The following is a 16,638-nucleotide window of genomic DNA, read 5'->3' on the forward strand; positions in this document are numbered from 1 at the left end:
TCTGCTTGTTGAATGTGGAAAAAGGGATGGGGCGGGCGCTCACGGCATGTAGGCCTGCGCCACGACGAACATCTCGTCGTAGGACAGCTTTCCGCGCAGTGCCAGCGCCAGCTCCGCCGCCATGTTCATCTTCAGCCGGGCCTCGCGCACGAGGCCTTCGCACCGCGTGTCCACGCAGGCCTTTATGAAGCTGCGGTCGAATCCGTCCTCGACCATGGACAGCGCCTCGCGAAACAGCAGGCAGCGCGAAGTCTCCGCGAACGTCCGCATGCTTCCGGCACCCTCGTGCCGCGCCCAGAAGACATAGAACATGAGCTTGACGAGCAGCTGGTCGGCTGCCGTGGTGTAGTCGATGGTGACGGTGTATTCGGTTCCGCTTCCGGCGCGAGCCTTCTTGACCATTTCGAGCGCCATGCGGGAAATCTTCTCCTCCGGCATGAGCTGCGCGGGAAAGTGCGCCGCCATGCGCACAAGGGCCTTGCGCGGATTCTCCCCGGCGGACATGGACAGCACGGCCTCGCGGATGAGTCCCTGCCGAAGCTGCATACCGCGCACGACCGTTTCGGCCTTGAAACCGGCCACGCGCAGGAACTGATCGTCCGAAAGCCCAGTGAAGCACGATTCGAGGAGATACCGGATGTAGGGTTCCTCGGTGCGCCCCGCCTCGTCGAGGGCCAGCTTCGGCGCGACCTTGCCGCCCATGATCTTCTTGAGCGACAGCCAGTAGGCGGCGATGCCTTCCAGCGGCATTTCCGTAATATCGAGTATCGTTTCGTTTTCCGTGCTCACGCTCGTCTCGCTTGGGTCATTGTCGGCACCACCTCATGCTCGATATCGAACGGTACCGCATTTCCGTACAAAAAAGAACCTCGGGCACACGGCACCCCGCCGCGCCTCCACGGTGCGAGCGCGACGGATAGACCACCCTATTTTTCAAAAAAGACATCATCCGCACTTGAATAGATACAAGAAAGGGTGCATTTTCGCGGCGCTGCTCATCGACAAACCGAATCGACACGGACGGCGCGCATGACGGAACACGCAACAGCACCCACCACCTGCCAGAAAACGCTTCCCCAGAGCGTCTACAACATCGTCCCCAACACGCAGATCATCATGGAACTGCGTGGTGTCCAGAACAGGATCAAGACCCGCTACGTCGGACAGGAGCGCGGCCGCTTCTTCCTGCTGCGCATGCCGCCCCAATCCATTCAGGGCAACCTCTACGAGCATCTCTACCCCGGCAACGCCGTGGTCATCCGCTACATCCTCGCCGGAAACATCTGGGGCTTCGCCACCCGGGTACAGGGGCACATCGCCCACCCGCATCCCCTGCTCTTCCTCGACTTTCCCAGACAGGTGGAATCCTACAACCTACGCAAGGAAAAACGCGTGGAATGCTCGTTTCCGGTCACCTGCCTCATCGGCGGAACAGACGCGGACGCCATCATGCTCGATTTGAGCGTCCTCGGCTGTCGGATCACGCTTCCGTGCACAGGTTCCGACCCGGAACTCGGAACGCAAATAGGCATCGACTGCTCGGTGTTCCTCGCCAACGGTCCGAAACGCATCGTCGGCACCATTCGACGAATCTCCCGCGTCGGCGCGAACCTCGAACTCGGCATCGGATTCCACGAACCGGCCCCCGAAGTAACGAATAAGATCCGCTCCTACGTGGACATGGTCTACGGACTTCTCGCCAACTAAACCCATTCCCACCGAGGGCGTCACCCGCCCGTCAGGGCATGTCAGCCCAATCGACCATCACGCGGCCCCGCATCAGCGAGATCCGCGCGGACCTGCTCCACCGCGCCGCGCACGGCGGGCGCATCGGGCAGGCCCACGGCCAGCGCGTCCAGATGCCCGCGTTCCACAAACGCCCTACGGCTGGCCGCGAAATTAAGATCGTAGACCCAGCTCAGGAGCATCAACCTGAAATCGTTGAAATAGCGCATCTGCGAATAGCTCGCCAACCGGCGCCGTGCCAACTGGTCGAGGACATCGGGCGTGTAAGCGTCTGGCACATCGGCCAGACCGAGGGTCACCACGGCATTGGCCGGAGCGCCCGGTTCCAGATGGGCCAGCATCACCCGCATGATGTCGAGCTTGTCGGCATCGCGCACCACGCCGAGCGCCAGCGCAATGTCACGCGGCAGATGCGGCGGCACGAAGCGTCTGTTGTGCAGCGCCACGGCGGCCTGCACCACCCGCCGCGCGCGAGCGGGCAACTGTGAAAGCGCGGCACTCTCGCGCAGAGCGCGCAGGCCGAGCAGCCCGTGATTGGCCGACACGGAGTCGTCGAAGGTCCGCCAGCGCTCGTACTGGGGAAAGCGTCCAAGGTCGTGATACAGGGCGGCCAGATGGACGAGGTCCACAAGACCACCACCGACGTCGCTTCCGAGGCTATCGGTGATCATCCGCGCCTCGTCGAGCACGCGCAGGCTGTGCTCGCGCTTGAGGTCCACATTGGCGCGGTCCGCGTCGTCACCATTGTGAAAGCGGTCCACATAGGCGGCAAAAAACGCCAGATGCGAGGCCAGCTCTGAACTCGTCATTTCGCGTCAAGCTCTCCGATGCGCCGCAAATACTCGTCCGACGAAATCTCCCCCTTGCGCAGGGCGCGGCGCAGCGCGGCCTCCTCGGCCTTGCGTCGATTGCGCGCCTCTATGTGTCCAGTGCCAAATTCGGCGGGGCGTAGCCTGCCGCCAGGACCGTACAAATAGCGCAGAAAGGCGATGATCACGCCAAAGAACACGACCATGGCCACGATGCGCGCGCCGGACTGCATCCAGAGCGTCGCATCTAGGCCGCCATCGGCCGCCGCGGCAGGCACCGCGGCGAGCATTCCGCAAAAAACGACCGGGGTCGCAGAAAAAAACCGCATTTTCCTCTCCTGCAAAAAATCGCGTCGCACGGGGGTTCCCGAACACTCGCAAAGGGAACCTAACCCCTCTTGCCAAGCATCTCAAGCCGTTGGCGAATATTGCATCGCCCGAGAAAATCCATTAAGGAACTCATTACGCAGAATACCAACAACATCTGGGGGAACCGATGCGATTCCTGATAGTCGACGACGATTTCGACAGCAGGCGACTCATGCAGAAGATTCTCTATCCTTACGGATACTGCGACGTCGCCGTCGATGGTGAAGAGGCCGTGGAGGCATTCAAGCGCTCGCTCAACAACGACGAGCCGTATGACCTCATCTGCCTCGACATCATCATGCCCAACATGGACGGTCAGGAAGCCCTTCAGGAAATCCGCGAAATCGAGGTCGAGCGCGGAATTCCCGAGGCGGAGCGCATCAAGACCGTCATGATCTCCGCCCTCGACGACACCAAAGAGCTGCACGACGCCTTCTTCCTCGGCGACGCCACGGCCTATCTCGTCAAGCCCATCCGCAAACGCACGCTGCTAAGTGAAATCAGGAACCTCGGCCTGCCCATCGCCTACACGGAAGAGGGCAAGCCTGTCGAGGCCTGACAGCGCACAACATTCGCATGATGCATCCGGGAAACGGTCAACCTTGGCCGTTTCCCTTTTCGCATGCCTCGCGCTGGCCGTTCACGGCCGCCATGATGCAACGCCGCGAAAACTCTCCGCTTGCCGCAAACGCTCCAAAAGTATATGTCCGCACTGTCCGAGAGTTGCCTTCGCAACCCGGATTCCCACTGAACCCGTCCGACCGGCCCCCACCAGCCGTCGGGGCCGCGGCCAATACCTCAAGGAGGAGCGACCGTGATACCCAAGGATCTGCTCTACGCCAAGACCCATGAATGGGTGCGCATCGAGGGCGACACCGCCACCGTTGGCATCACCCACTTCGCGCAGGAACAGCTCGGCGATCTCACCTATGTCGAGCTGCCCGAAGTCGGCACCACGTTCTCCGCAGGCGACGAAATGGGCTCCGTGGAGTCCGTGAAGGCAGCCAGCGAAATCTACGCTCCCGTCTCCGGCGAAGTCATCGAGATCAACGCCGAGTTGGAGAACGCCCCCGAGATGGTCAACGAGGCTCCCTACACCTCCGGCTGGATGCTCCGCTTCAGGCTCACTGCGCAGCCGGAAGGCCTGCTCAACGCCGAGGCCTACGAAAAGATCGTCGCCGCCGAATCGCACTAGACAAACCCCACAGGAGCACCCCATGCCCTACGTCCCCCATACGGCGGAGGAGACTCGGCAGATGCTCGAAACCGTGGGCGTTTCGTCCATGGACGAGCTGTTTGCCGACATCGGGCCGGAGCTTCGCCCCCGGAGCTTCAACCTCCCCCACGGGAAAAGCGAAATGGAGGTCATGGCGCAGATCGAGCGCCTTGCCGCCAAGAACAAGGTCGATGTGGTCAGCTTTCTCGGAGCGGGCTTCTATGACCACCACATCCCCGCCGCGGTCGACACACTGACCAGCCGCGGGGAGTTCGCCACCGCCTACACCCCCTATCAGCCCGAAGCCTCGCAGGGCACCCTGCAGGCCATCTTCGAATATCAGACAGCCATATCCCGCCTGCTCGACATGGAATGCGCCAACGCCTCCGTGTACGACGGCGGTTCCGCCATCTTCGAAGCCATGATGATGGGCGTTCGCGCCACCCGCCGCAAGCGGCTGGTCATCAGCGAGGCGCTCTCGCCCATCTACCGCATCATGCTGGCCTCCTACACCACGAACCTCGGGCTTGAGCTGGTCACCGTTCCCCACCGGGACGGCAACACGGACATCGAAGCCCTCATGGCCGCCGTGGACGACACCACAGCGGCGGTGGTGGTGCAGAACCCGAACTTCTTCGGCCACGCCCACGACTTCACGGCTCTCTTCGACCATGCTCGCGAGGTGGGCGCGAAGAGCGTCATCTCCGTGTATCCGATCATGCAGACCCTGCTGCGCACGCCGGGCGAAATGGGCGCGGACGTCGCCGTGGCGGAGGGCCAGAGCCTCGGCATGCCGCTGTCCTTCGGTGGCCCCTACCTCGGCATCATGACCTGCACGTCCAAGATGGTCCGCCAGATGCCCGGACGCATCGTGGGCCGCACCGTGGACACGCAGGGCCGCACCGGCTACGTGCTGACCCTGCAGGCCCGCGAGCAGCACATCCGCCGCCAGAAGGCCACGTCCAACATCTGCTCGAACCAGTCCCTGTGCGCCCTGCGCGCGCTGGTCTACATGAGCCTGCTCGGCCCGTGCGGCATGAAGCGCGTGGCGCTCTCCTCCATCGAGAACGCGCACTACGCGGCCAAGCGCCTCACCGCCATTCCGGGCGTCTCGCTCATGAGCGATGCCCCGTTCTGCAACGAATTCGCCATTCGCCTACCCATCTCCGCCTACGAGGCCGTGGACAGGATGACCGAACGCGGCTTCGTGCCGGGCTTCCCGCTGGGCCGCTACTACGAGGGGCTGGAGAACTGCCTGCTCGTGGCCTGCACGGAACGCCACACCCGCGAGGATGTGGGCATACTCGCTGAAATGCTGGGAGGGCTCATCCGATGAAGACGCTGTTCGCGAAATCGACTCCCGGACGCAGGGGCGTATGCATCGCCGAACCCGCCTGCTGCGAGGCGGACCACCTGCCCGCCGAACTCCTGCGCAGCCACGCCCCGAAGCTGCCCGAACTGGGCGAACTGGACGTGGTGCGCCACTTCACGCAGCTTTCAAGCCTGAACTACGGCGTCGACGGCAACTTCTATCCCCTCGGCTCCTGCACCATGAAATACAATCCCAAGTTCATGGAGCAGGCCGCCGCGCTGCCGGGCTTCACCCGTCTGCATCCGCTCATGGCCCAGCTCAAGGGCGCGGGGCACTTCACGCAGGGCGCGCTGGAAGTCATGTATGAAATGGAGAATCTGCTCTGCGAAATCACCGGCATGGCGGCCTACACCATGCACCCCATGGCCGGAGCGCACGGCGAGCTGACGGGCGCGATGATCATCGCCGCCTACCACGCCGACAAGGGCAACCGCAAAACCAAGGTCATCGTGCCCGACTCGGCCCACGGCACCAACCCGGCCTCCGCGCACATCGCTGGCTTCGAGATCGTCTCCATCGAATCGCGCGACGGCATGGTCGATCCGGCGGCGCTCAAGGAAGCGCTGGACGACGAGGTCGCGGCGGTGATGCTCACCTGCCCCAACACGCTCGGCCTATTCGAACGGCACCTGCCCGAAATCGTGGAGATGGTCCACGGCGTTGACGCACTGCTCTACTACGACGGCGCGAACATGAACGCCATCATGGGCAAGATGCGCGTGGGCGACGTGGGCTTCGACGTTGTGCACTGGAACCTGCACAAGACCCTCGCCACGCCCCACGGCGGCGGCGGTCCCGGTTCCGGCCCCGTTGGCGTGTGCGAAAAGCTCAAGCCCTTCCTGCCCGTCTCGCGGGTGAAGAAGCTCGAAGACGGGCGCTTCGTGCTCGACTACGACCACCCGAAGTCCATCGGCTACATGGCTCCGTTCTACGGCAACTTCGGCGTGTACCTGAAGGCCTACGCCTACGTGCTGCGCCTCGGCGGCGAGGGGCTGACCCGCGCCAGCGAAAACGCCGTGCTCGCTGCCAACTACATCCGCAAGCGCCTTGAGGAGCACATCCACGTTCCCTACAACCGCATCTGCATGCACGAGTTCGTCTCCTCCGCCGTGGGCGAGGACCTGAACGGCGTGCGCGCGCTGGACCTCGGCAAGGCGCTGCTCGACAAGGGCTACCATGCGCCCACGGTGTACTTCCCGCTCATCGTGCCGGAATGCCTGATGATCGAACCAACCGAGACCGAATCCAAGGCCACTCTGGACGCCTTCGTGGACGACCTCATCGACATTCTGGAACTGTCGAAGACCGACCCCGACAACGTAAAGACCGCGCCGCACACCCTGCCGGTGACCCGGCTGGACGAGACGCGCGCCGCGCGCCAGATGGTGCTCACCGATGACGTCTAGCCCCAGCGAGCGTTTCGACGTCGTGATCCTCGGCGGCGGGCCCGCCGGGCACGCCTGCGCCGTGGAGGCTTCCGCCTGCGGGCGAAGCGTTGCGGTCATCGAGGCCTCGGAGCTTGGCGGCACCTGCCTCAACCGAGGGTGCATCCCCACCAAGCTCTTCCTCGGCGCGACGGACTGCGTGCACGAACTGGCCGCACAGGCCAAGATGCGCGTCGCCTCGGGCAGCATCGCCATCGACCTGCCCGCGTTACAGGACCGCAAGGCCAAGATGCTCGCCGGAAACCGGCAGGCCATCGAGAAAGACCTCTCCGCGCGGGGCATCACGCTCCTTCGCGGTCGGGGCACCGTCGTGGCTCCCGGCATGGTGGACGTCGTCACGGCCGAGGGCACGGTCCGCGTGGAGTACGGCGACCTCGTCGTGGCCACGGGCTCACGCCCCACGGCCTTCCCGGGCATGACGCCCGACGGCGACCGCGTGCTCGACTCCGACGGCATTCTCGACCTCTCGGACGTGCCGCAGAGCATGGTCATCGTGGGTGGCGGCGTCATCGGTCTCGAACTGGGACGCTTCTTCGCCCGCCTCGGCACGTCCATCACCGTGGTCGAGGCACTGGACCGCCTCGCCCCGTGGGAGGACCCCGAAGTCAGCAAGACCATCGCACAGCTCTGCAAGCGCGAGAAATGGACCATCCACACCGGAAAACGCGTGGCCTCCCTCGTCAGCGACGGCGGCAGGGCACGCCTCGTCCTCGAATCCGGGGATGAGATACTGGCCGAAGTCGCCCTCGTGGCCACGGGACGCGGCCCGGTGACCGAAGGCCTCGGGCTGGAGAACGCCGGATGCCGACTTGATCGGCGCGGCTTCGTAACCGTGGACGAACGGCTTCGCGCCGCCGACCACGTGTGGGCGGTGGGCGACGTCAACGGCAAGGCCATGCTCGCGCATGCCGCATCGCATCAGGGTGCCTACGTGGCCCGCTGCATCTCCGGCTGCGACACGGGCAACTACACGCCCGGTCCCATGCCGTGGTGCATCTACGGCGCGCCGGAAACCATGCGCGTAGGCGAAATGCCCGCCGAGCTCGAAGCCCGCGGCCTGCATCCGCGCGTCTCCCGTGCCATGCTCGCCGCCAATCCCATCGCGCAGGCGCACGCCAGCGTGCAGGGATTCGTGAAGATCGCATGGGTCGATGGCCGCGTGCACGGCGTGACGGCCGTGGGGCACGGCGTCGCGCACCTGATCACGCAGGCGACGATCATGGTTCGCGACGGCTGGACGGCCGAGGACGCTCGCCGTATCATCTGGGCGCATCCGACGTTGGACGAGGCCCTGAGGCACGCGCTCACGGCCGACACGACGGACGCATAGAGGATATCCCGATACCCCGCATCATCAACCGGGCCGGGCGCCTCATCGAGGAGCCCGGCCCTTCTGTCCCGAACGGATCACAGTCAATGAACATCGAACCCATCATCGAACCCGGCCCCTTCGAAGCCGTCCAGCGCATCATCCTCGCCTCCGGCTCGCCCCGGCGCAGGGAGATGCTCGAATCCCTCGGACTCGAATTCGACATCATCCCCTCCCCGGCTGGCGAACCCTCCCCGGAACCCGGCGAATCCCCGGACGACTACGCCCAGCGCGCCGCCGTGGCCAAGGCCGAGGCCGTCTTCGAACTCCATCCGGACGCCGTGGTCATCGGCTCGGACACCGTCGTCACGCTGGACGGCGACATCATGGGCAAGCCCGAAGGCCCCAACGATGCGCTGCTCATGCTCTCCCGGCTGGTGGGCAACACCCACCGCGTCGTATCCGGCTGCGCCATATTCCATCCCCACGCGGCCCCGGTGGCCTTCTCCGTCTCCACGGACGTGAGCATGGGCCCGCAGCCCCTCGAAGTGCTCTTTGCCTACGTCGCCACGGGCGAACCCATGGACAAGGCAGGCAGCTACGCCATTCAGGGCCGGGGCGGCTTTCTCGTCCAATCCATCTCCGGCTCCTACAACAACGTGGTGGGCATGCCGCTGGCGCGGCTGGTGGATGTACTTCAGGACATCCGCGCCATCAGGCCCCGCCCCATGGACCGCTAGATGAAACGGGGCTTCGCGGCGCAGTTCCGCGCGGCCCCTCAACGTCCCCCCGCATGAGTCGCCACCCAGCCCCCCATTGCCACTCCGCCCGAAAATGCTTACCTGATGGTATGATTCCCAAGACGAACCAAACTCCCGACGCTCCGCGCCAACGCATCTGCAACCCGCGCCACCCCGGTCTCGCCGCTCTCGTCGTTTTCGCCATCATCGCCGTGCTGTTGCTCCTGATCGTCATGCGCTAGGGCGTCCCTGCCAGACCACTCTCTCGCCCCGGGCGAGGGGCTTTTCTGCGCGCCCTTTCCGAGCAGGGCACGTCTTGCCAACATGCCGTCCGCAGGCGTAGAAATTCTTCGTTCCTTCACCTCAACTTCCCGGATTTCCACCCCATGACACACACCAGCACTCTCGATCGCGCGGCAACGGCCTTCGCCACCCTCGGTCCCGTCGGACACCTCCCCAAGGCCCCCGGCACGTGGGGCTCCGCAGTGGCCGTCATCGCCGCGCCGTTCCTGTTCCTGCCGTTCTCTCCGCTCACCCGCTGCATCATCCTCGCCGCGCTGTTCGTCGTAGGCGGTCTCGCCTCTGGACGCGCCGAAACCGTCATCGGCAGTAAGGACCCCGGCTGCGTCATCATCGACGAAGTTCTTGGCCAGTGGATGGTCTTCGCCCTGTTCCCGATCATGACCACCTGGCAGATTCTCCTCGGCTTTGCGCTGTTCCGCCTCTTCGACATCACCAAGCCGTGGCCCGTGCACAGCGCGGAGACTTGGCTCCCCGGCGGATTCGGCGTCATGATCGACGACCTGCTTGCCGGATGCTATGCGGCGCTGTGCATGTGGGGCGCACGCCATGCCTATCTGGCGTGGATCGCACCCATGATGCACTAGTGCTTGCATCTGCCAGTGATTTCTGGCATCGTCCGCCAGTTGGTAATGATTACTAATAATAGGTCTTACACTCCAATCGAGTCCGCGTCCCAAAGCAAGCCGGAGCACGCATGAGCAGCCAAACCACTTTTCTCACCCTCGGAATCGGCACCGCCGCCTCTGCTGCCACCCTTGGCGCGGCGTCCCTGTTCGCGTCCCTTTCCCCCGCCGTCGTGGCGACCGGGGCCTTTTCCATCGGCGCGCTGGGCATTGCGACGCTGATCTGCGCCAAGCGCACGGCCTTCGCCGAATGCGAACGCACCGAAACCGCCCTTGCCGAATTTACAAGCAGAGACGGTTCCATTGCCGAAGCCGCAAACCGCGCGGCCAAGGCGCTCACCGCCGCCCGCGCGGAATCGGAAGAACTCGCAAAGCGCCTCGAAGCCTGCAAGCGCGAAGCCGAGGCCGCCATCCGCGAATCAGCGGAAGCGTCCCGCGTGGCGGAGCAGACCCGGCAGGAAGGCATGACCCGCACCGCCGACAAGCTGGTGACCATGGTCGGCAACACCACCGAGGCCACCGCCCGCATCACCAGTCTCACGGACCGCATCGCCGAGGGCGCGGACATCCAGCGCGAACGCATGCAGGAAACCGCCACGGCCATGGTCGAGATGTCCTCCGCCGTGACGGACATCTCCCGCAACACGCAGGAAACCGCCTACAACGTCGAAAATACCAAGCAACGCGCCGACAAGAGCGCGGAGATCGTCACGCAGGCCCAGCAGGCCATCCTGAGCGTGGACGGCATGACCCGAGGCCTCAAAGCCCTCATGCACGACCTCGGCGAGCAGGCGCAGGGCATCGGGCAGGTCATCGGCGTCATCAACGACATTGCGGACCAGACCAACCTCCTCGCCCTCAACGCCGCCATCGAGGCCGCCCGCGCCGGAGACGCCGGGCGCGGCTTCGCCGTGGTCGCCGACGAGGTCCGCAAGCTGGCCGAAAAGACCATGGCCGCCACCAAGGAAGTGGGCACCTCCATCACCGGCATCCAGAACGCCGCACAGGCCAACGTCGCCCGCATGGACGAGGCCGCAGAACTGGTGAACAGCGCCGCAGAACTGGCCAAGCAGTCCGGAGCCGCGGTGTCCGAAATCGCCGTTCTCGCCGAGGACAACCACATCCGCGTGCAGGCCATCGCCGCGGCCGCCGAGGAGCAGGCCCAGACCATGGTCGAAATCAACCGCGCCGTGGACGAGGTGAACGACGTGGCCGCGCGCATCGCGGACGGCATCACGGACGCAGCCCACGCCGCGCACGAGCTTTCCGGCATGAACGCCGAACTCCACACCCTCATCGGAGACCTCAAGGCCGTCACCGCCGACACGCTCATCAACTGGACGAGCGACCTCTCCGTGGGCCTCAAGGAAATCGACGACCAGCACAAGAAGCTGGTCAAGCTCATCAACGAGCTGTACCGCGCCATGAAGCACGGCCACGGGCGCGACGTCATCAAGGGCATCCTCGCCGAACTGGTGGACTACACCGTCTACCACTTCGGCACCGAGGAAAAATACTTCGACCGCTTCGGCTACGCGGACACCGCCAGCCACAAGCGCATCCACAAGAAGTTCACGGACACCGTGGCCGACTTCGCCGCCAAGTACACGTCCGGCACGGCGGACGTCTCCACCGAGATCATGGACTTCCTGCGCGACTGGCTGACCGGCCACATCAAGGGCACGGACAAGAAATACTCGTCCTTCCTGCGCGAGCATGGCGTGCGCTAGGCACACCCCCTCGCTCCACGAAACGTCGGCGGCCGCATCCCTCGGGATGCGGCCGCTTTTGTGTGATGCCCGAACAACCGGACAGGAGGACACACAAATTCTTAATCCTGCGTAGGCAGTTCGCAATTCGTCGCGTCTACGGACCCCGGTCCTGCAAGCGGCCGGAAGCACTTCTTCGTCCCCCCGCAAATGGGACACCGCCACGAGTCAGGAAGATCCTCGAAGCGGGTTCCCTTGGGAATCTTCCCCTTCCGGTCGCCCCGATCCGGATCGTAGATGTACCCGCAATTCACCGTCTGACATCTGTAGATATCCTCGGGATTCGCCATCTCGCCCTCCGACTATCTTTTCAGTTATCATTACTATTAAGCATCGTGCGTTTTCTGTCAACGACACCAGTGGCGCAGACTCAATCCCCCTGCTCTACTCCGAATCATGCCACATCGCACCGAATCATGCAGCACCGCTGTACATGACGGCTGAACCGAAACCGACCGCGTCTTCCCCTCACAGCGTTCGCAGGTGCGCCGAATCCCCTGCCTAATGGACGACAACACATCCCCACGCACCCACACCAAACAGTCTCCCGCCTCCCCGCTACGCCCTCGCTCCGGTCCGGCCTCGCTCCGTCCGGCCTACGGGTTACCATATCACGGCCAACCCCACATCCGTGCCCTCAGCCGCGCAACTCGACAAGACCTTCGATCCAAGGCTCCGCGCCGCAAATCCTCCGCCACGCGCGATCGCCACTCCCCGCAAGCAGGAGGCACTGCGTTTCGGCGCGCAGCCCACAAGACGAAGGCCATAAAAAAAAGCGCCGCCGGATTGCTCCGGCGGCGCTTAAAAAACTGGGTCTCGTAACCGCTACTTGAAAATCTTGAATTCGTCGCGGCGGTTCATCGACCAGGCGGTCTCATTGTGACCGGCGTCAGCGGGGCGCTCCTCGCCGAAGGACACGACCTTCAGGCTGGAAGACGGCACACCGAGCACGACCAGGAACTCGTAAGCGGCGCGGGCGCGGCGCTCGCCGAGAGCCAGGTTGTATTCCTCGGTACCACGCTCGTCACAGTGGCCTTCGACAAGAAGCTTCCAGGTAGGATACTTCTTCAGCAGCTCGGCCTTGGCCTTCAGCACTTCCTTGCTGTCAGCACGCAGATCGAACTTGTCGAAATCGAAGTAAATCCGATTCTGGGTGATCTCCTTCTCGGCGGCGACCATGGCCTTCTGGTTCGCCTCGGCAAGGGCCTGCTCGCTAGCATCCAGGGATCCGGCGTTAGCGGACTGATCCGTTGCGGGAGCGGGTTCGGCGCTCATCTGCTTCTTGGCGCAGCCAGTGCCAAGGGCAAGCACAAGAGCCATCATGACCATAACCACCAGGAGCTTCATTCTCATTGCTTCCTCCTCAAACAGCTTCATGGACTCTCTCCACTGATAGGAAAAAAACCTTGGTTTCAAAATCGACAGCGAAGGCGCGGAGCGCCTTCGACTGTGAGAGCTTTACTCCGCCATAATACGAAAAGCAATAGAATAACAACCTGTTTCTTCAAACTTACGAAAGTGTGAAGAGGAAAAATCCTACTGCCGCAGGCGCGAACCGAAAACGGGGTGCGTGGACGGCCCGCCGGTGGGCAGCAGCTTGGGTTCCGCGCCATGACGGGTGGTCAGATACAGCTGATAGGCACCCGTCCGGTTGGACGCAAAACAGACGAAATAGCCGTCCGGGGAAAAGGCGGGTTCTTCGTCGCTGCCGGGGCCGAAGCTCAACTGGCGTTCGCGGCCGGTCTCCATGTCGTGCAGGAAGATGCGGTGTCCTTCCGGGGTACGGCGGGAGAAGACCACCAGCTTGCCGTCCGGGCTGACCGAGGGGCTGGTGTTGTACTTGCCGTCGTAGGTGACGCGGGTCTCCTTGCCGGTGTCCATATCCTTGATAAAGACATGGGGATTGCCCTGCCGGTCCGAGGTGAAGACCATGCGCCTGCCGTCCGCCGTGAAGCAGGGCGACACGTCGATGGCCCAGTTCTGCACGAGGGGCCGCGCGATGCGCGTAAGGTCCGTGGTCAGCTCGAAGATGTCCATGTTGCCGCGCGTCATCGCCACGACCACATGGCCGTCGTTGGTGAAGGCCGTGCCGCCGATGGTGGTGCCGGGCACCTTGGTTCGGAAGATGCGGTTCTTCACGGAATCCCACACGCCAAGCGTATGAGAGTGGTTGCTGTGGTGGGCAAAGGCGAGATAGCGCCCGTCCTTCGACCACGAGGGGCTGATGCTTGAGCCCTTGAAGAAGGTGATCTGGCGAAGCTCTCGACCCTGCGGCGTCACGGTCCATATCTGGCGGGAGCCGTCGCGCCCGGTGCGGGAAAAGGCGATGATGGAGCGGAAGAACTCGTCGTGACCGGTCAGCGCCTCCATGAAGGCCGCGCAGAAGAGGTCCGCCACGCGCGAAAGGTTGTCGGCCCGCACGCCCGCATAGGCGCGGCCCACCACGAGGCGCGAGGTGAAGGTCTCGTACACGCGGCATTCGAGACGGCTGGAGCCATCACCCGAGGGCTGCCACCCGGCCGTCATGACCATGTCCACACGGCTCACCTGAAAACGGCGGAAGTCAATGTCGTCACGGGCAACACCGGCCAGCCGGACCCCGCCAAGCACCTCCGTGCCGGGGACGACGCGGATGAAGGGCAGAAAGTCGAGGTTCTGCTCCACCAACTGCTGGAACTTGGCGGCATCCGAAGGAGCGGGACCTCCCGCCACCCCAAGCGGTGTGGCGATGGTCAGGTTGACCCGGCTCTGACCGGGACCGTAGATGTCGATGGTCAGCGCCTGCGACGCGAGGGCCTGTGCCGCCGAAAACGCGTAGACGAGCACGGCGAGCGCGAGAATCCTGAGCGTTCCCATATTACTGCATATCCTGAAGATTGAAGTTGATCCGGAGTTGAGTGAGATTTCCGGGCGGCGGCGGCAACTGCCGCGTCTCCTCGACGGCCCTCATGACCGAGGCGTCGTAGTCCGACCGACCGGACGTTCCGAGCAGTTGCATCTCGGTGATGGAGCCATCCGGCCCCACACGCAGAAACACCGTCGCCGCGAGGGCCGCATCCACGGGAATAGACGGATAGCGCCAGTTCTCCTGAATGAGCGCCTTGACCTGCGCGGCGTAGATTTCCTCAAGACCGGCCACGACGCCCTCGGTGGACTCGCCCCCAGCGCCTTCGGTCTCAGCCTTGGCATCCTCCTTCGCGACCTGTCGTCTCAGATCGGCCAGAGCGTCGGACATGACCTTGCGCTCCTGGCGTTCCTTCCACTTCACATCACGCTGAGCCTGCTTCAGCGCCTCGGCCAGAAGCTGCTGCTTGGTCTTCTGCGGCTTCTCCTGCGCGGGCTTCTTCTGCGGCTTGGCCGTGGCGTTGGCCTCGGCCTTGGGCTGCGGCTTTTCCTGCGCCTTGGGCGCTATGGCCTTGGCGAGGGGTTTGGGTTCAGGCATCGGTGCCGCCTCCGGCGCGGGAGCGGGCGCAGGCGCTGGCTTCGCGGCGGGAAGCGGCTTGGCCGGGGGCGGCGTGGGCGACTTGGGAGCCGCCGGACGCGGCACAGCCACGCCCTTGAGCGGAACGAGCTGCACAAGGTCCACCTGATACACGGGGACATCGAGCCGGACGTTCATGGGCGTGGGCACGGCAAGAAAGAGACCTGCAACGACAACCGTCGCATGCAGGAGAAAGGACAGAAACCAACTGATCGCGCGCATGGGAGTGTGGCCCGGAGGCTATTTCCTTCCCGGCCGAGTTGCCGGGGTGTCCTCTGGTTCGGCCACGACTCCGAGTCGGTCGATGCCAGCGGTCTTGACCTCGCCCATGACGCTGACGACCACGCCATACGGCACGGCCTTGTCTGCGCGAAGGTAGAGGAACTTGTTCTCGGCCTTGACCAGCCGCTCCAGATGCCCGCCCAGTTCACCGGCGGGAACCTTGTACTCGTCGAGATACACCGAGCCGTCCTTCTTGATGGTCAGGACCATGTGGTCCTTGTCCTTGGGCAGGGTGCGCACGGTCTTGGTCTGCGGCAGATCGACCTCAAGCCCCTGCGTCATGAGCGGCGCGGTGACCATGAAGATGATGAGCAGCACCAGCATCACGTCCACGAAGGGCGTGACGTTGATCTCGGAGATGAAGCCTTTGCGGTGTGGATTAAAATCCGCCATGGTCCTCGCTCCTCAGGCGCGGCCGGGCCTCGGCGACGCTGTCGCCGGAGAGCTCGCGCTGGACCGTGTTCAGGAAGGCACCGGCGAAATTCACCAGCTCCGTCTCCACGGTTTGCAGCATGCCGAGGAAGAAGTTGTAGGCGATGGTGGCCGGAATGGCCACGCCAAGGCCGACAGCCGTGGCGATGAGCGCCTCGGAAATGCCGGGGGCGACGGCGGCAAGCGCTGCGGTCTTCATCTGGCCGATGGAATGGAAGGAATGCATGATGCCCCAAACCGTTCCGAAAAGGCCGATGAACGGCGCAGAGTTGCCGCAGGTGGCCAGCAGCGAGAGCGAGCGTGACAGCTCGCCAAGCTGGGAGCTGACGCCCTGGCGCAGCGCGCGGCGCAGGTTGTCGATGACGACATCCAGATTCTTGTAGGTAAGCAGCCCCGTGCTTTCGAGACGGCGTAGCTCATTCATGGCGCTCACGCCGGAACGGTACACGGGCGAGGACTGATCGCGCCCAAGCGCGCGCATGCCCTCGGCGAGGTTCTCCGCGCCGACGAACTTCGTGTAGTCCTGCCGGGCGCGATTGCGCGCCTGAGTCAGCACGAATATCTTGAAAAGTATGACGCTCCAACTCGAAATGGACATGGTGAGCAGCAGTCCGAGCACGCATTTGACGGTCAGCGTGGCATGAGCCAGAAGCGCAAGAACACCAGTCTGTGGCATGACATCCATATGGAATTTTCCTCGTATCGTGAATAAGCGGTATGCCCGCCGGAACGTCCGACGGGA

At 63.9% G+C, this 16,638-nt stretch carries 19 protein-coding genes; 10 read left to right on the top strand and 9 right to left on the bottom strand.

All coding sequences use genetic code 11. The features are described 5' to 3' along the window. Window positions 1-39 precede the first annotated feature (39 nt). Window positions 40-789 (bottom strand): hypothetical protein, encoded by a 750-nt coding sequence (locus tag GGQ74_RS05010; protein ID WP_167940413.1) that lies wholly within the window; start codon window positions 787-789, stop codon window positions 40-42. Window positions 790-1,029: 240 nt separating this feature from the next. On the opposite strand from GGQ74_RS05010, the gene GGQ74_RS05015 reads away from it, so the two are divergent. Further along, on the top strand, window positions 1,030-1,707 hold the full coding sequence (locus tag GGQ74_RS05015; RefSeq protein ID WP_167940414.1) for a flagellar brake domain-containing protein: 678 nt from the start codon (window positions 1,030-1,032) through the stop codon (window positions 1,705-1,707). A gap of 41 nt (window positions 1,708-1,748) precedes the next feature. On the opposite strand, the gene GGQ74_RS05020 is transcribed toward GGQ74_RS05015, so the two are convergent. Together GGQ74_RS05020 and GGQ74_RS05025 are read right to left on the bottom strand one after the other, a co-directional pair. After that, window positions 1,749-2,555, bottom strand: a complete 807-nt coding sequence (locus GGQ74_RS05020; protein WP_167940415.1) for an HD domain-containing protein — start codon at window positions 2,553-2,555, stop codon at window positions 1,749-1,751. Beyond that, a complete protein-coding gene (locus tag GGQ74_RS05025; RefSeq protein WP_167940416.1) occupies window positions 2,552-2,884 on the bottom strand; it encodes an SHOCT domain-containing protein in 333 nt (110 codons plus the stop codon). The genes GGQ74_RS05020 and GGQ74_RS05025 overlap by 4 nt, the downstream gene beginning before the upstream one ends. Before the next feature lie 167 nt (window positions 2,885-3,051). Here GGQ74_RS05025 and GGQ74_RS05030 point away from each other — a divergent pair, with 167 nt between their 5' ends. From GGQ74_RS05030 to GGQ74_RS05065, 9 genes are all read left to right on the top strand, one after another. Next, window positions 3,052-3,483 (top strand): response regulator, encoded by a 432-nt coding sequence (locus GGQ74_RS05030; protein WP_167940417.1) that lies wholly within the window; start codon window positions 3,052-3,054, stop codon window positions 3,481-3,483. Between the two features lie 255 nt (window positions 3,484-3,738). After that, the gene (gcvH, locus tag GGQ74_RS05035) at window positions 3,739-4,119 is read left to right on the top strand and encodes a glycine cleavage system protein GcvH (RefSeq protein WP_167940418.1); all 381 of its coding nucleotides are present in this window, start codon (window positions 3,739-3,741) and stop codon (window positions 4,117-4,119) included. Between the two features lie 22 nt (window positions 4,120-4,141). Continuing rightward, window positions 4,142-5,476, top strand: coding sequence for an aminomethyl-transferring glycine dehydrogenase subunit GcvPA (gcvPA, locus tag GGQ74_RS05040; protein ID WP_167940419.1), 1,335 nt, complete (start codon window positions 4,142-4,144; stop codon window positions 5,474-5,476). After that, window positions 5,473-6,918, top strand: a complete 1,446-nt coding sequence (gcvPB, locus tag GGQ74_RS05045) for an aminomethyl-transferring glycine dehydrogenase subunit GcvPB (RefSeq protein WP_167940420.1) — start codon at window positions 5,473-5,475, stop codon at window positions 6,916-6,918. The genes gcvPA and gcvPB overlap by 4 nt, the downstream gene beginning before the upstream one ends. After that, window positions 6,908-8,287, top strand: coding sequence for a dihydrolipoyl dehydrogenase family protein (locus tag GGQ74_RS05050; RefSeq protein WP_167940421.1), 1,380 nt, complete (start codon window positions 6,908-6,910; stop codon window positions 8,285-8,287). The genes gcvPB and GGQ74_RS05050 overlap by 11 nt, the downstream gene beginning before the upstream one ends. Window positions 8,288-8,373: 86 nt before the next feature. Continuing rightward, window positions 8,374-9,006 (top strand): Maf family protein, encoded by a 633-nt coding sequence (locus GGQ74_RS05055; protein WP_209280070.1) that lies wholly within the window; start codon window positions 8,374-8,376, stop codon window positions 9,004-9,006. Between the two features lie 110 nt (window positions 9,007-9,116). Continuing rightward, window positions 9,117-9,248, top strand: a complete 132-nt coding sequence (locus GGQ74_RS16390) for a hypothetical protein (RefSeq protein WP_280712723.1) — start codon at window positions 9,117-9,119, stop codon at window positions 9,246-9,248. Window positions 9,249-9,392: 144 nt separating this feature from the next. Then, window positions 9,393-9,893 (top strand): phosphatidylglycerophosphatase A family protein, encoded by a 501-nt coding sequence (locus GGQ74_RS05060; protein ID WP_167940422.1) that lies wholly within the window; start codon window positions 9,393-9,395, stop codon window positions 9,891-9,893. Window positions 9,894-10,003: 110 nt separating this feature from the next. After that, window positions 10,004-11,662, top strand: coding sequence for a bacteriohemerythrin (locus GGQ74_RS05065; RefSeq protein ID WP_167940423.1), 1,659 nt, complete (start codon window positions 10,004-10,006; stop codon window positions 11,660-11,662). 101 nt (window positions 11,663-11,763) lie between these two features. Here GGQ74_RS05065 and GGQ74_RS05070 read toward each other — a convergent pair whose 3' ends face one another. The 6 genes from GGQ74_RS05070 to GGQ74_RS05095 all read right to left on the bottom strand — a co-directional run bounded on the left by GGQ74_RS05070 (window position 11,764) and on the right by GGQ74_RS05095 (window position 16,581). Continuing rightward, the gene (locus GGQ74_RS05070) at window positions 11,764-11,991 is read right to left on the bottom strand and encodes a rubredoxin (RefSeq protein WP_167940424.1); all 228 of its coding nucleotides are present in this window, start codon (window positions 11,989-11,991) and stop codon (window positions 11,764-11,766) included. A gap of 535 nt (window positions 11,992-12,526) precedes the next feature. After that, entirely contained in the window at window positions 12,527-13,054 is a 528-nt protein-coding gene (gene pal / locus GGQ74_RS05075; protein WP_167940425.1) for a peptidoglycan-associated lipoprotein Pal, read from the bottom strand. Window positions 13,055-13,237: 183 nt separating this feature from the next. Next, the gene (locus GGQ74_RS05080) at window positions 13,238-14,557 is read right to left on the bottom strand and encodes a PD40 domain-containing protein (RefSeq protein ID WP_167940426.1); all 1,320 of its coding nucleotides are present in this window, start codon (window positions 14,555-14,557) and stop codon (window positions 13,238-13,240) included. Window position 14,558: 1 nt separating this feature from the next. Then, a complete protein-coding gene (gene tolA, locus GGQ74_RS05085; RefSeq protein ID WP_167940427.1) occupies window positions 14,559-15,404 on the bottom strand; it encodes a cell envelope integrity protein TolA in 846 nt (281 codons plus the stop codon). Window positions 15,405-15,422: 18 nt separating this feature from the next. After that, a complete protein-coding gene (gene tolR, locus GGQ74_RS05090) occupies window positions 15,423-15,857 on the bottom strand; it encodes a protein TolR (RefSeq protein ID WP_167940428.1) in 435 nt (144 codons plus the stop codon). Next, window positions 15,844-16,581, bottom strand: coding sequence for a MotA/TolQ/ExbB proton channel family protein (locus GGQ74_RS05095; RefSeq protein WP_167940429.1), 738 nt, complete (start codon window positions 16,579-16,581; stop codon window positions 15,844-15,846). The genes tolR and GGQ74_RS05095 overlap by 14 nt, the downstream gene beginning before the upstream one ends. Window positions 16,582-16,638 lie beyond the last annotated feature (57 nt).

The organism is Desulfobaculum xiamenense (assembly GCF_011927665.1).
GTDB lineage: Bacteria > Desulfobacterota > Desulfovibrionia > Desulfovibrionales > Desulfovibrionaceae > Desulfobaculum > Desulfobaculum xiamenense.